This window comes from Methylibium sp., from assembly GCF_035762065.1.
In the GTDB taxonomy this organism is placed as follows: domain Bacteria; phylum Pseudomonadota; class Gammaproteobacteria; order Burkholderiales; family Burkholderiaceae_C; genus Methylibium.
Map to the genome: position 1 here is coordinate 1 of NZ_DASTPW010000032.1, position 14003 is coordinate 14003.

11 protein-coding genes are annotated in these 14003 nt (G+C 70.7%); all 11 read right to left on the reverse strand.

Annotated features, from left to right (window positions below; all coding sequences use genetic code 11):
* Positions 1–156 precede the first annotated feature (156 nt).
* Positions 157–3039 carry a tetratricopeptide repeat protein gene (locus tag VFR90_RS08625; protein ID WP_326405705.1) on the reverse strand — a complete coding sequence of 961 codons (2883 nt, stop codon included), beginning with the start codon at positions 3037–3039 and terminating at the stop codon, positions 157–159.
* The gene (locus tag VFR90_RS08630) at positions 3036–4961 is read right to left on the reverse strand and encodes a hypothetical protein (protein WP_326405706.1); all 1926 of its coding nucleotides are present in this window, start codon (positions 4959–4961) and stop codon (positions 3036–3038) included. The genes VFR90_RS08625 and VFR90_RS08630 overlap by 4 nt, the downstream gene beginning before the upstream one ends.
* Positions 4962–5113: 152 nt before the next feature.
* On the reverse strand, positions 5114–5740 hold the full coding sequence (locus VFR90_RS08635) for an AraC family transcriptional regulator (RefSeq protein ID WP_326405707.1): 627 nt from the start codon (positions 5738–5740) through the stop codon (positions 5114–5116).
* An 11-nt stretch (positions 5741–5751) separates the two neighbouring features.
* Positions 5752–6738, reverse strand: a complete 987-nt coding sequence (locus VFR90_RS08640; protein ID WP_326405708.1) for a DUF3570 domain-containing protein — start codon at positions 6736–6738, stop codon at positions 5752–5754.
* Between the two features lie 184 nt (positions 6739–6922).
* Positions 6923–7150, reverse strand: coding sequence for a DUF4266 domain-containing protein (locus tag VFR90_RS08645; RefSeq protein WP_326405709.1), 228 nt, complete (start codon positions 7148–7150; stop codon positions 6923–6925).
* A 4-nt stretch (positions 7151–7154) separates the two neighbouring features.
* Positions 7155–7649 carry a TlpA disulfide reductase family protein gene (locus VFR90_RS08650; RefSeq protein ID WP_326405710.1) on the reverse strand — a complete coding sequence of 165 codons (495 nt, stop codon included), beginning with the start codon at positions 7647–7649 and terminating at the stop codon, positions 7155–7157.
* Positions 7650–7700: 51 nt separating this feature from the next.
* Positions 7701–8381, reverse strand: a complete 681-nt coding sequence (locus VFR90_RS08655; protein ID WP_326405711.1) for an outer membrane beta-barrel domain-containing protein — start codon at positions 8379–8381, stop codon at positions 7701–7703.
* A 13-nt stretch (positions 8382–8394) separates the two neighbouring features.
* Complete coding sequence (locus VFR90_RS08660) at positions 8395–9204, reverse strand: SH3 domain-containing protein (protein ID WP_326405712.1); 810 nt, start codon at positions 9202–9204, stop codon at positions 8395–8397.
* Positions 9201–9839, reverse strand: coding sequence for a hypothetical protein (locus tag VFR90_RS08665; protein ID WP_326405713.1), 639 nt, complete (start codon positions 9837–9839; stop codon positions 9201–9203). Before VFR90_RS08665 ends, VFR90_RS08660 begins: the two co-directional genes overlap by 4 nt.
* Positions 9840–9847: 8 nt before the next feature.
* Entirely contained in the window at positions 9848–12844 is a 2997-nt protein-coding gene (locus VFR90_RS08670) for an HzsA-related protein (protein WP_326405714.1), read from the reverse strand.
* Positions 12845–12881: 37 nt separating this feature from the next.
* Positions 12882–14003, reverse strand: a 1122-nt coding sequence (locus VFR90_RS08675) for an FAD:protein FMN transferase (protein WP_326405715.1), incomplete at its 5' end; no start/stop codon positions are given.

Genomic DNA, 14003 nt, shown 5'->3' on the forward strand with positions numbered 1-14003 from the left:
ACCATCTCACGCAGGCCGCCGGACGCGCAGCCCGACAACGCCGCCGTGAGCATCAGCACGGCCCCCACCAGCAGACGCCGCGGATCCGGCTCCGCCGGGCCGCCAGCGTCGCCCCCCCGGGGGGGAGCGGCGAAGCCGCAACGGGGGGGGGCAACGTCAACGAATGGCATCGATCACTCCCTCGACGCGCTCGGACTTGCCGTAGCGCACCGGCCGCAGCTCGGCCAGCGCCTTGAAGCTTTTCCTGACCCACTCGTCGTACACACCCTGCGATGCGCGCCTGGCGTTCACCTCGTGCAGCTCGACGGCCTTCTCGAGGAAGGGATCGGCCTGCTCCTCGAGCATCAGGTTGTATTGCTCGAGCTCGGCCTTGCCGAGCTTCCTCGGCCGTTCGCTCTTCATCATCGCGCGGCCGAAGTCCTGGTAGAGCAGCGCCGTCTGGTGGGTGGTGGCGGTCAGCACGTCGGCGACGCCGTAGTCGGCCGCGACCGCGTAGGCCTTCAACACGTCTTCCATCCTCGACTTCTTCAGCTTGAGCTGCCTGGCGAGCGGCTCGACGAGCTGGACCTTGCGGTACTCGGCCTCGGCCGGCGCGGCCATCGCGAGTGCAGCGCTCGCGCCGAGGTAGCGGGTGCGGGCGGTGCGCTGCGAGCCGGCGGCGCGGTCGGCGTTGTAGAGCTCGCGCATCAGCGCGGCCTCGCGCGTGGCGTTGCCGTCCTGCTTCGCGAGCGTCGCCAGGCGAAAGCGCGCTTCCATCGCGTTCTCGAAAGGCTCCGGGTACTGCTTCAGGTAGCGCTCGTAGGCCTTGGCGGCGGCCTGGCGGCTGACGCCGGCCGTCGAAGGGTTCGCCTTGGCCTGCCTTTCGTAAAGGCCGCCCGACTGCCACAGCGCTTCGCGCGCGAGCTTCGGGTCGCGCTTCTGTTCGGCCAGCTTCTCGAACTCGGCCGCGGCCTGGCCCCAGCGTTCCTGTTCCAGGTAGGCCACCGCGAGCTTGCCGCTCACCTCGTCGGCCAGCGGGTGCTTCGGATGGCGCGCGCGGAAGTCCTCGAGGTTCTTCGCCGCCGCGTCCCAGTCCTTCATGCCGAGTTGCGCCGCGGCCGCGTCGTACTGCGCGTTGGCGCGGATCGTCGATTGCGGCGCGACCTGCGCGACGCGCATGAAGTGGCCGACCGCCGCCTTCGCATCGCCGGCCTCGCGGGCCTTCTCGCCCTGCTTGTAGATCGCCGCGGCCTGGCGCTCGACGAGCTCGCCGCGCTTCGCGTCCGCGGCGGGCGCGAGCGCGAGCACGTCGGCGTAGGACTTTTCGGCCGCCGCGAAGTCGCCGCGCTCGAAGGCGGTGTGCGCGAGCACGGTGTTCGCGACGCGGCGCTGCGAGGCGTCCGCCTTCGCGCCGGGGGCGAGCACCTGCTGCGCCAGCAGCGCGGCCTGCGCGCCGTCACCGATCGCGTAGAGCTTCTCGGCGGCGTTCGTCAGCACGGCGCCGGTGCGTGCATCGCCCGGGAAGGCGGCGGCGTAACGCTGCGCGCTCTCGACCGCCTGCTTCTGCACCGCCCGCTGCTCGGCGCCGCCGGTCTTCTTCTCCCGGCCGGCGTAGCTGAGCAGCGCGGCGTAGCCGGCGTCGGCCGACTTCGCGTGCGCGGGGTAGTCGTAGGCGGTCCTCTCGTATTCGGCGGCGGCCTCGGCGTAGCGCTCGTCCTCGCGCAGCAGCTCGGCGAGCAGGAAGTGGTTGCCCGGCGCGTCGGCGTCGGTCGGGAAGCTCCTGAGGTAGAGCCGGTACCAGCGCACCGCCTCCTGATAGTCGCCGCTCGCCTTGTTCTTCTGCGCGACGGCGTGGTGGTGGCGCGCGAGCTCGGTCAGGTGGGTCTTCACCAGCGGCTGCGCGCGCTCCCAGCCGGCCGGGTTGGCGCGGCGGAACTCCGCGCCGTCGATGCCGTAGCGCGAGACGTAGTCCTTCTTCGCGGCGAGCGCCAGCGTGTCGAAGCCGTTCTTCTCGTAGATCTCGATCACGCGCGTTTGCAGCACCGGCGCCTGCGCATGCAGCGGGTGCTTGCGCGCGAAGGCGGCGTAGGTGTCGGCCGCGTCCTTGACCCGCTCCTGCTTCACGTACAGCTCGCCGAGCTGCTGGTAGACCCGGAACTCGTAGGAGCGGCGCGCATCGCTGTCGATGTAGGCCGGGATCGATTCGGCGCCCTGCAGGTTCGCGAGGCTCAGGCTCGCGACGCGGAAGGTGTCCTCGACCAGCTCGCGGTCGCCGCGGCTCAGGCCGGGGATCGCCTCCAGGCTGCCGTCGCCGAGCTCGCTCTCGGGAATGTTCGCGACGGTCAGGTCGAGCACGCCGAAGAAGCTCTTGAGCGCCTCGTCGAGCCGGCCCTGCTTGAAAACCGACCAGCCCCGCATGTAGAGCGAGCGTTCCTTGAACGTGCCGCCTTGTGCCGGTCCGGCGCCGGCGAGCACGGTCGCGTAGGCGCGCTCGGCGCGCGGGTAGTCCCGCGCGGCGAACAGCAGCTCGCCGCGGCGGAACTGCGCCTCCTCGCGATGCACGGTGTCCGGGTACTCGGCGACGAGGCGGTCCAGCGTCTTCAGCGCCGGCTCCAGCTCGCCCGATTGCTCCTGCGCGCGCGACAACTGGTAGAGCACGCGGTCGTTGCCCGGATCGTTCGGATAGGTCTTCAGGTAGCTCTGGTAGCGCGCGATCGCGGCCTTGTAGTCCGGCGCGCCGCTCGCGGTGAGGCCGCCCCGGCCGTCGGCGATGCGGCTGTCGGTGAGGTCCATCTCGAGGTCGCCGAGGCGGCGCTCGGCCTGCGCACGCTGCGGCGCGTCCTTGGCCTGCGGCGCGGTCTCGAGGAACTTGCGGTACGCGGCCATCGCCGCTTCCTCGTCGGTCTTCACGCCCGCGTCGGCGACGACTTCGACCTGCCGGCCCGCCAGGCTCGCGATCGTCGGCTCGTTGTCGGGCGTGCCGGCGCTGCGCTTGCTTGCGCACGCGGCGAGCGCGGCGCAGGCGACGAGCGTGAGCGCGGGGCCGATCCGGCGCCTCACGGCTTGGCCTCCCCGGCCGGCTTCGCGTTCTTGTCGCTCTTGTCGTTGCCGCGGTCGTAGAGCTGCGCGACCGCGAAGCGCGCCTGCGTCGCGTACTCGGCGAGCCGCTCCTTCTGCAGCATCAGTTCGGCGACCGCAAGTTCCTGCACCTCGCCCTGCTGCTCCTTCGACAGCGCGGCCACGCGCGGGATCAGCGCCTTGACCCGGCCGTCCAGCAGCGCCAGGCGCTTCGCGAAGTCGGCAAAGCGCCCCGGCTCGTCGCGTTGCGCCTGCGCCAGCGCGGCATCGCGGCGTGTCGCTTCGCCGAGTTCGGCGTCGGTCACCTTCATGGCCTTCTGCGCTTCCCAGAGCCTGGGCGCGTGGTCCTGCGCGAGGTTCCAGCCCAGAACGCCGGCGGCGAGCCGCGCGCGTTCGCGAGCGCGGGCCGTCTCGGCGTCGTCGTTCGCCGGATTCAGCCTGCCGAGAACCTCCTGGATCGCGACGAGCCGCCGCTGCAGCTCGCGCTGCCCGTCGTCGGCGAAGGCGGCGCCGTCGGCGGCCTGCTCGGCGGCCTGCAACTCGCCGGCGAGCCGGTCGCGGCGGGCCTGCAGCTTGTCGATGCCGAGCGCGCCCTGCTCGGCACGGATCTTCGGCAGGCGTTCCTCGAAGGCGCGCTTGCGGTTCGCGAGCATGTCGTCGTAGACGACCAGCTTGTCGCGCCAGCCGTCGAGGTTGTTCTCGAGGAAGCGCAGGTCGCGGTAGTTCTTGAAGGCCTCCTGGAACTTGTGCTGCGCGAGCACCAGCTTCAAGTGGCCGGCGTGCGGCAGTTCGGGCAGCTCGGCGATGGTCCAGAACCAGCCCATTTCCTCGCCGGGGTTGCGATCGAGCAGGCCGTCGACCAGCTTGCCGGAGCGGACCGCGGCGATCGATTCGTCGAGCGCACGGTTCTCGTTCGCGAAGCTGTCGATCGCCTCGTTGTAGCGCTCCATCGACTGGCCATAGGCGCCCAGCGAGGCCAGCGCATACGGCACGGCGATGCGCGCTTCGAGCACGGCCGCGTCGCTCGGGTCGCGGCCGACGAGTTCCGTCCAGGGCACCAGCGCTTCGCGCGGCTGCTTCAGCGCGTCGGCGGCCCAGCCGAAGCCGAGCAGGGCCTTGTTCGCCTGCAGGCTGGCGAGCCGCACGCGCTGCAGCACGGCGCGTGCGTCGGCAGGGCGTCCGTCCTGGAGCGCGGCGAAGCCGAGTGCGAGGTTGGCGCGGTCGCGCAAGGCGCGCGCTTCCTCGTTCGCGGCCGGCGCGCGGCCGATCCCGTCGAGCAGCGCGCTGCCGCCGGCGACGTCGCCGCTCTTCACCAGCGCGACGCCGAGGTTGTAGCGGGCGTACTGACGCGCGCTCAGCTTCGCGGCGGGGTCGGGCTGCTTCTTCGCGTCCTTCCCGGGCTTGACCTCGGCCGCGATGTCGTTGAGCACCGTCACCGCATCGGCATACGCGCCGCGCGCCATCAGCACGTTCGCGTGCAGCAGCACGCGGTCGTCGTCGAGCTCGGGCGGCAGGCGCACGTCGATGCGGCCGAGCGCGTCCTCGGCGTCGGCGAGGAAGCCGCGCTGGTAGCGGATCTTCGCGAGGTAGTACCAGGCGCGCGCGCGCACCGGCGGCGCGGCGTTCTTCTCGATCAGCTGCGCGAAGATCTGCCCGGCCTCCTTGTGCATGCCGTACGACAGCAGCATCCCGCCGCGCAGCACCTCGGCCTCGTCGGCATGGTTCGCGACGCGCTCGAAGTGCTGCGACACCATCAGGCCGGTGATCGAGCTGAAGTACCTGGCCTGGTAGAAGTGGAACAGCGTGTCGCCGTAGTGCGGGTCGCGCACGACGTTGACCAGCGGGTCTTCCTCGCCGCCGAACCAGGTCCACGGGAGGTACCAAGTGGCCGCGAACGATGGCACCGGCAACGCAGCGAAAAGCGCCGCCGCAACGAGGCTTGATCGAGCGACCCGCAAGACACCAGCCAAGCGGCCGCCACGCACGGGCTCCGCCCGGGCGTCAGCGGCGCCCCCCCGGGGGGGAGCGGCGAAGCCGCAACGGGGGGGGGCCATCATCACCACACCTTGACCTCGAACTCCGGCTGCAGCTTGCCGGTCGAGTCCTTGATCTTCAGCTCGATGTAGCGCGGCTCGGTGCCCTTGTCGAAGCGCACCGTCGTCGCGCGCTTGTAGTCGCGCCGCTGTTCGCCGTGCGCGGGGCCCTGGCCGGTGAAGAACGCGACGATCTCGTGCTCGCCTGCCTTCAGGTTGCCGATGTGCACCCGCTGCACGCCGCCGCGGTGCAGCGCCGCGACTTCCATCGGCGTGTACAGGTAGTGGGTGACCAGCTTGTCGTCGAGCTTGATCTGCACCGACTCGAGGTTGAACAGCTTGCCCACGTCCATCGAGACGAACAGCGCGACCTGCGTGTTCGCCGGGAACAGCAGCTCTTCCTCCAGCACGAGCAGGTCGCGGTTGAGCTTGATCACGTCGGACTTCAGGTCCTGGATGCGGCCGTCGAGGCTGCCGCCCGGCGCGGCAGACGACGCGGGCGGCGCGGCGTTCGCGGGGGCGACCGCAGGGGACGTTGCCGCCACGGCCGGGGGCTTGCCGGCCTGCGCGAAGGCCGCGCTCGTCAAGGCGAAGGCGAGCGCGAGGCTCGCGAGCGCGCGCGCCGGCATCGGGGTGAAACGGAAGGCCATGGACGGGATCCTCAGAAGTTCGCCGACAGCAGCAGCTGCATCACGTGGGCGTTGTAGGAGTAGTTGCCGCCGCTTCGCAGGTCGGTGAAGTCGCTGTAGGCGTAGCGCACGAACTCGTAGGCGCCGTCGAGCTTCACGTCGTAGCGGCCGTACCAGCGGCCCGCGCTGTAGCTGAGCTTGCCGCCCAGGCCGTAGCTCCTGTAGGTGCCGAGCTGGCGGTTGCGGCTGACGTACAGCGTCTCGCTGGTCGCGTTGTCGCTGTAGAAGAGCGCCTTGTCCTGGCTCACCACGCGCAGGAAGCCGTCGGCCAGCCACAGCTCGCCGAAGTAGCGGCTGTAGCCCACCTGCGCGGTGTGCGCCTTGATGCCCCAGGTGTCCCAGAAATAGCGGTATTCGCCGCTGGCCGCGTTGCGTTCGCCCAGGTCGTAGATCGTGCGCAGCTTGACCGCGCGGCTGGAGCGCGTGCGCGGGTTGCGCTCGGGCACCGAGGCGCCGAACACGCGCGCCGAGCGGTAGGCGCTGCCGAGGAAGCCGTCGTCCGACACCGCCTCGAAATTCATGCTCGCGAGCCAGCGCGGGCTCAGGATCTGCGTGACGCCGAAGCGGTACTGCCAGTGGCGCGCGCTGTCGAAGAAGCCGGTGGTCTTGCGGCCCACCTTGTCGTCGCCGTGCGTGTAGCCCAGGCTCACGGTGGTCATGCCTTCGTAGACCTCCTGCGAGACGTCGATGCCCCAGCGGTCGGCGACGTAGTCGGGCTCCTTGCTGCTGTTGAGCGAGAGGTTGACCGTGACGTCGCGGTAGACGTAGTCGACGCCGAAGTCGTAGGCGCGCCGCGTCTCGCGGTAGGGGCTCGCGGTGGTCACCACGTCGATCGACGCGTTGCTGACCGAGTCGACGTAGTAGCTGGCCGAGACCGAGACCTTGTCGAGCAGGCTCTTGCGCACCAGCACCGCCGGGCCGATCGCGCGCACGCCGCCGCCTTCGTAGACGTGCAGCATCGTCTCGGCCTTGTCCTCGGGCAGTTCGGCGGCTTTGGCGCCGAAGCCGAGCAGCGCAGCAAGTCCTGTGAACAGACGCGGGCCCAGCTCGGCCCAACCCAGCAGCCGCCGCGGATCCGGCTCCGCCGGGCCGCCAGCGGCGCCCCCCCGGGGGGGAGCGGCGAAGCCGCAACGGGGGGGAGCGTCAATTGCACCCACAGCCGCCCCCCTGCACGCCCGTCGCGCCACGCGCGCCTTCGCGCACCTCGCGCACATGCTCGACGTGCTTCGCGCTCAAGGAGTCGCGCGAAAACTTCATGATCGGATCGGCCAGCCGCTCGCGCTCGTAGGGCTTGACCCAGGGCTCCGGCAGCGCGCAGCCCGCGGCCAGCGCGGCCACCAGCAAGATCGATACGAGACGCGCGGCGCTCATCACGTCACTCCTTCAGCAGATCGCGGATCTGCTGGTCGTAGGTGTTCTCGTAGCCCTCGCGGTAGCCGCGGTGCTGGAAGCGCACGCGGCCGTCGCGGTCGATCAGCACCGTCGAGGGCATCGCCTTCAGGTCGTAGAGGCCACTGACCTTCTTGTCGCCGTCGAACAGCACGGGGAACTTGAGGCCCAGCTTCTGCGCGAGGCCGATCGCCTTGGGCTGCTCCTCGTCGACGTTGACCGCGAGCAGCTCGAAGCCCGAGCCGCGGTACTTGTCGTAGAGCTTCGCGAGGTGCGGCATCTCCTGCCGGCAGGGGCCGCACCAGGTCGCCCAGAAGTTGATCATCACGACGCGGCCGCGCTGCTCCTGCAGGCGCAGGTTGCGGCCGTCCATCGTGCGCAGGGTGAAGTCGGGCGCGGGGCCCTGCGGCACCGCGGCCGGCGCCAGCGTCATCCAGACGAGGAGGGCGCTCGCGGCGCCGATCGATCGCAACAGCTTCATCGAAGGCTTTCAGGAAGAAGGGGTTGGAGAGCGATCAGAGGGAGAGCGACGTCAGAAGAAGAACGTCACGCCGGCGGTGAGCTCGGGGTTCTGGGTGGTCTCGCGCTTGCCGAGGATGTCGAGCGAGAAGATGTGGTCCCGCACGTCGAGCTGCAGCGCGGCCCAGTCGGCGAGGAAGACCCGCAGGCCGAAGCCGACGTTGAAGGTCTGGCGCCGCTGCGTGTCGATCTTGGTGCTGCCCACGCCGCCGATCAGGTACAGCGCCGTCGCCTTCGCGATGTTCTTGCCGATGAAGATCTCGCCGGGCAACAGGTTGTAGCCAACCGAAAGGTTGTAGTAGGTGAGCTTGGTCTTCTCTTGCGGAAAGATGCCGCCGGGCAGGATCTGGCGGTAGTTGTCGTCGCTGACCTTCGTCTGCGCGTAGGCCGCCTCGACGAAGAAGTCCTCGGTGATGTGGTAGCCGGCGCGCAGGCCGCCGACCGCGCTCGAGCCGAAGTTCTGCGTGCTGTAGGTACCGCCGAACAGGCCGAAGCTGAAGTCGTTCGACGGGATCTTCGGCAGCTTGATCTCGCGGCGATCGACCTGCGGAACGATCACCTGTTCGTTGGCCGGCTGCTGCTGGGCCCAAGTCGGCGGCGTCGATTGCGCGACGGCGTCGTTCGATGCGAGAACCGCCGAAAGGCAAAGGGCGAGCGACGCGAGCGCCGGCCGGAAGTCTTGTGGTCGTGCCATCGAGGGCTCCGGTTCAGAAGAAGAAGGAGAAGCCGAGCGTCCACGCGCGGTACTCGGTCGAGCGGGCGTCTTCCACGTAGGCCGTGTAGAGCGTGTAGTCGCCTCGCACGACGAAGCGATCGTTCACGTGGTAGCGCAGGCCGAGCGTCGCGTTGGCGAGGTTCGCGTCGGTCGGGATCGCGCCGACGAGCGTCGTGTTCGGGATGTTCTTGAACTTGCCGAAGCCGATGCCGAAGACCGGCGACCAGCGCTGGTCGCTCCACGGCTCGGCGACGAGATTGACGTGCCAGAAGTCGGTGCCCGAGAACACGCCCTGCACCTGGCCCAGCGTGGCTTCGAGCGCGAGCGTCTCGCTCATCCGGTAGCTGACGAACAGCTTGAGCATCGGGTCGCGCTTGAACTGCCCCCAAGCGGCGCCCATCTCGACGCGGCGCTTGAGGTAGTCGTCGACCAGCACGTCGCGGAAGGTCTTCTTCTCGCCGGCTTCGGTCAGCGTGGTCTCGAGCTGGCTGCGCGTGACCCAGCCTTCGATGCCGCGCGCGGTGCGGACCTTGTACCAATCGGTGTGGCGCAGCACCAGCTCGACCGTCTCGCCGCGCGCCGCCACATGGAAGACCGGGTAGCCGCGGCCGGCGCCGGTGCGCATCTCGATGTACGGGTCGGCGATCTGCACGCGCTGGTAGATGCTGGTCGGCACCTGCAGCTGCGCCTGCGCGGGCACGGTCCAGGCTGCGGCCAAGGCGACGGCCGCACGTGTAACAGCGGCGGCCGACACCTTGCCCATCGCCCGCCGGATGCGGGCCGTGATCTTCGTGATGCTCATTGGGAGTTGCAGGTCCCGGTGGCGGCATCGGGCGGGGTGAACATCGCGTTCCCCGCGGCGGTGCTGAATTCGTCCTGCCCTTGTGGCACGGGACGGCCGATCCAGTAGCGGATCCGGCGCACGTTCGGGTCCTGTTCGTTGAGAAAGATCACGCCGCCGCCGTGCAGGACGTTCTGCACCAGCGGTTTCTTCAGCAGCAGGCTCTGCGCCGGGTCGCCGAGCAGCGACGAGCCCTGCGCCGAATAGAAGTTCTTGTACATGTCGGTCTGGCGCACGACCTCGGGCGTGTTGCCCGCGTTCGCCAGATCGACGAGCGCCGCGGCCGGCACCAGCCGGAACGCGCCGCCGACGCCGGTGGCGTCGCCGTGGCAGCCCGAGGCGGCGCAGGTGTTCGCCGCACCGTTGGTGACGATCGGCTGCACGAACAGCGGGTTGATGCAGCGCTGGTAGTAGACGAACGACAGCTTCTGGCCGTTCGCGCCGCCCTCGGGGTTGGCGACGGTCGGCGGGTTGCCCAGCGGGTTGTCGCCGCCGCCACCGCAGGCGGCGAGCACCGCCGCAAGCACCAGGACCGCCGCGCCTCGCGACGCCGCGGTCCCAAGCGCGCCGGCGCACTGGCCGGCGCGGTACGACATCCGCGATCTCATGGCGTCGGGCAGCCCCGCTGGATCCAGGTGCTGATCGCCGTGTAGCCGGCACTGCCGGCCGGCAGCGGCGCGGCACCGCTGCCCGCCTGCGGATGCGGCGCGGTCGAGGGCCGCGCGAGCAGCGCGTTCGACGCCGGCTGGCAGGTGTTCGAGATCATCGTCAGCGTCACGTTGTAGTCACCCTCGGCATCGCCGGTAAGGATGAAGCGGTTGCGCTGGAAGGAAGCCGGCGAGCCGGCGCCCGAGCTGCCGCGCGGCTGGTGACAGCCGACGCAGCTTTGCCGCAGCACCGGCAGCACGGCCGTGGTGAAGGTGGCCTCGCTCAGCTGGGTGACCTGCCGCACCGGGCTGTTGCTCGCCGAGACGTTGTTGAAGTACTGGCCGCCCAGATCCATCCACTCGGTGACGAGCCGGAGCTCGGCCGCGTTGAGCAGCGTCGCGTGGTTCGGCGCCGAGCCGGGCGGGTTCGGGTGCAGCGTGCGGCTCTCGGCGCTGGCCTTGAGGTTCTCGCCGTAGAGGATCTCGCCGAGCCGGCTCGAGCGGGTGATGCCGTTCGCGCCGCCGACCATGGTGTCCACCAGCGCCGCGCCGCGCACGATCACCGGCACGCCCTCTTCGATGCGGGTGACCGGCTGGCCGGCCGCATCCAGCAGCGGGTCGCCGACCAGCAGCTCCTCGTACGAGACGAGCCGGCCGGTGCCCGCGACGTTCGCGCGCAGGTCGAGCCTGGCCGGATCGGCATGGCAGTTGGTGCAGGTGGCCGCGCCGCCGGCACCGCGGCTCCGGGTCCACAGCGGCTGGATGTGGTCGGGGTAGTTGATGATCCCGTCGACCGGCGCGGGCGTGGCCAGGTCGTCGGCCGCGTTCGCGTTGCCCGTGTAGCGCACCGACATCGGCGCGCGAGCGGTGATGCCCGGTCGCGTGGTGTCGGCCCAAATGTCGGCGTAGGCCATGTCGGCTTGCAGTTGCAGTGCGGCGGCGTCGAGGCGCGTGCGCAAAGATGCCATCGTCTCGCCCGACTGATGCTGGCTCGCGAGCGCGGCGCGCAAAGATGCCGGCATGTTGTTCACGGTCGCGCCGGCGTTGATCGCGGCGCCGCGCCGCGGGCTGTGGCAGCCGTCGCAGGTGCGCAGCTCGCCGGGGCGCACCTGGATCCAGTTCAGGTGGGTCTGCAGCGCGCGGCCCTTCGCGTCGATCACCGCGAGCGCCAGCGGCACGTCGGCCGGCACCTCGAGCTTGAACGAGCCGTCCGGCTCGATCGGCGCGTAGCCGAGGATCTGCTGCGGCTCGAACTCGGTCTCGCCGATCGCCTCGCGCATGCCCATCGTGCCGGCCTGCGGCGCGACGGCGCGGACGGCCCGGATCATCCGCGCCGGCGCGCAGTGGTAGGCCGGGTCGGCCGGGTCCTTGATCTTCGACAGGTCGGCGATCTGCGCGCGGGTGTCGCTCGCGTCGGTCGCCGCGGTCTTCGCGATGCCGGTGGTGCAGCCGGTGGGCAAGTCGGCCGCGGCAAGCACCGAGTCGCCCATGCGGTCGAGGCCGTCGGTGTCGTAGACGCTGCGCACCGAGAGGATGGCCTTGCCGCGCGCGGCGAGCGCGGCATCGAGCTCGGCCGGTGGGGGCGTGTTCGGCTCGGTGCGCTTCTGCAGCGGCACCGCGTCGGTGTACATGAAGCCCGCGGCCGGTGTCGCGACCGGCAGGAAGCTGCCGTCGGCCGGGTTGAACATGTAGACGCCGTACGACGGCGGCACGTCGTCCTGCACCGGATCGGCGGCCTCTTCGGCCATCGTGCGGTCGGACTCGAGGCGCGCGACCTCGTCGCTCGAGAGGTTCGCGCACGCGGTGACCACGCCGTTCTTCGTGACCTGGCAGGGCACGTAGGAGGTGAGGATGCGGCCGGTGCCGTCCCACAGCGGGTAGGGCGTCGTGATGCGGCCGAAGCGCGAGAGACCGCGGCCGTCGTTCAGCGCCTGCGGCGTGATCGACTTCTGCCCGCCCTGCGCCGGCACGCTGCGGCTCGCCGGCGTGTTCTGCTCGGAATAGTTGGCCGCGTCGATCTTCATCAGCGAGCCGCCCTCGCGGGTGCCCGACAGCGACATCAGCGACGACAGCACGAAGCCCTTGTCGGCCCCGGCCGGGTCCATCTCGCGCGGGTGCAGGAAGCTGTTGCCCGGGCTGTGCGCGCCGTACTTGACGAACATGTTCGTGCCGTCGGGCTTCACGGTGAAGATCGCGAAGCGGTTGCGCTCGCCCACGTGCTCCCAGCGCGAGAACATGATGTTCCCGTCGCTCAGCACGACCGGGTTGCGGTCGTGGCTCTGGTTGACGGAGATCTGCGTGATCGCGGCGCCGTCCTTGTCCATCGTGTGCAGGTTCAGCACGCGCTCGCGCTCGTACTCGTCGAGCGCGTAGTAGGTCTGGCCGAGCGCCTGCGTCTTGGTGGTCGTCTGGCGGTTCGATGCGAACACGTAGCCGCGCCCGCCCGGCAGGTAAGCGGGATCGACGTCGTCGTCCTGCGTCGAGTGCGTCAGGCGCCGCAGGCTGCCGCCGGTCAGCGGCCGGCCGGTGAAGTCGTACTCCCACAGGTTCCAGCGGCCGGTGCAGGCCGGCACGGTGGCGCCGGCGACGACGATCGTCGAGGTGTTGGTGGCGGGGCACTTGAGCGCGAAGACGATCTTCGTGCCGTCGTACGACACCTCCGGGTCCGACGCGTCGCCGTTGCCCTGCGTGATGCCGGCAGTGAGGTTGTGCTCCACCGCGCTCGGCGAGGACTTCTCGCGCACCATCAAGTCGCCGCCCGCGGCCGACGGCGAGCCGTTGGTCGGGTTCTGGCCGATCGTGTTGACGCGCTTGGTGTAGGCCAGCGCGACGTCGCCCTGCACGGTGACCGTGCCGGTGTCGCTGCTGCTGCCGCTGCCGCAGCCGGCGAGCAGCAGGCTCGCGAACAGGCCGGCGGCGCCGAGTCGGCCCAGGGTGTCGTGCTTCTTCGTCATCGTCTTCTCCTCGATCCCGACCGCTGTCGCGAACCCGTCACGCGGGCGCCGGCGGGCCGCCGGCGCCGGCACCGGGCCCGCGGTCGAGCAGGCCCGAAGAAAAATGCAGCGCGCCGTGCGCGTCGACCACCACCGCGTCGACGCCCGGCAGCGACTCGACCAGCGCCAGCCCGCGCTCGACGCCGAGCACGAACAGGCTCTTGCCGAGCGCCTCGGCGGTGAGGCCGTCGTCGGCCAGCACCGTGACGCTGCGCGCGCCGGCGGCCGAGCGGCCGGTGGCCGGGTCGATCAGGTGGTGGTGGCGCACGCCGTCGCGCTCGAAGCAGCGTTCGTAGTCGCCGGAGGTGGAAATCGCGCAGTCCTCGAGCGGCAGCACCGCGACCATCTGTCCGGCACGCCGCGGATCGCGCACGCCGATGCTCCAGGGCCGGCCGCGCCGGTCGCCGATCACGCGGCTGTCGCCGCCGGCGGCCACCATCGCATGGGCGATGCCGCGCTCGCGCAGCAGCCGGGCGGCGTTGTCGACCGCATGGCCCTTCGCAAAGCCGCCGAGGTCGATGCGCATGCCGGGCAGGCCGAAGCGCACCGTGTGCACCTCGTCGTCGACATGCAGCTGGCGGTAGCCCACGCTCGCGCGGGCGCGCTCGACCGTCGCGGCGTCGGGCGCGATGCCGGCGCGGTAGTCGTAGTGCTGGCCGACGCTTGCGAACGAGATGTCGAAGGCGCCGTCGGACAGCAGCGAGAAGGCCAGCGCGTGCTTCAGCAGCTGCAGCGTCTCGTCGCTGATCGCCACCGGCCCGGCGGCCGCGTCGCGGTTGATGCGCGAAAGCTCGGAGTCGGCCTTGTGCGGGCTGTAGGTCGCGTCGATGCGGCGCATCTCGGCCATCACGTCGGCCACCGCGGCTTTGGCGACATGCGGGTCCTCGGCCCACAGCTCGACCTTGATCGAGGTGCCCATCGCGACGTCCTCGCGGGCGATCCAGCCGTCACTCGAACGCGAGCGCGGCACGGCCTGCGCAGGGCGCTTGATCGCGTTTGCGGCTCGGGCCAGGGCTTGCAGCACGGGGGTCTCGCGGAGTCCGGCCCGGTGCGGGCCGCGCAGCGCGGGGGTCCTCCCCCAGCGCGGCGCGATGTTCGCTGCGCAGCCCGGCGCGAGGTC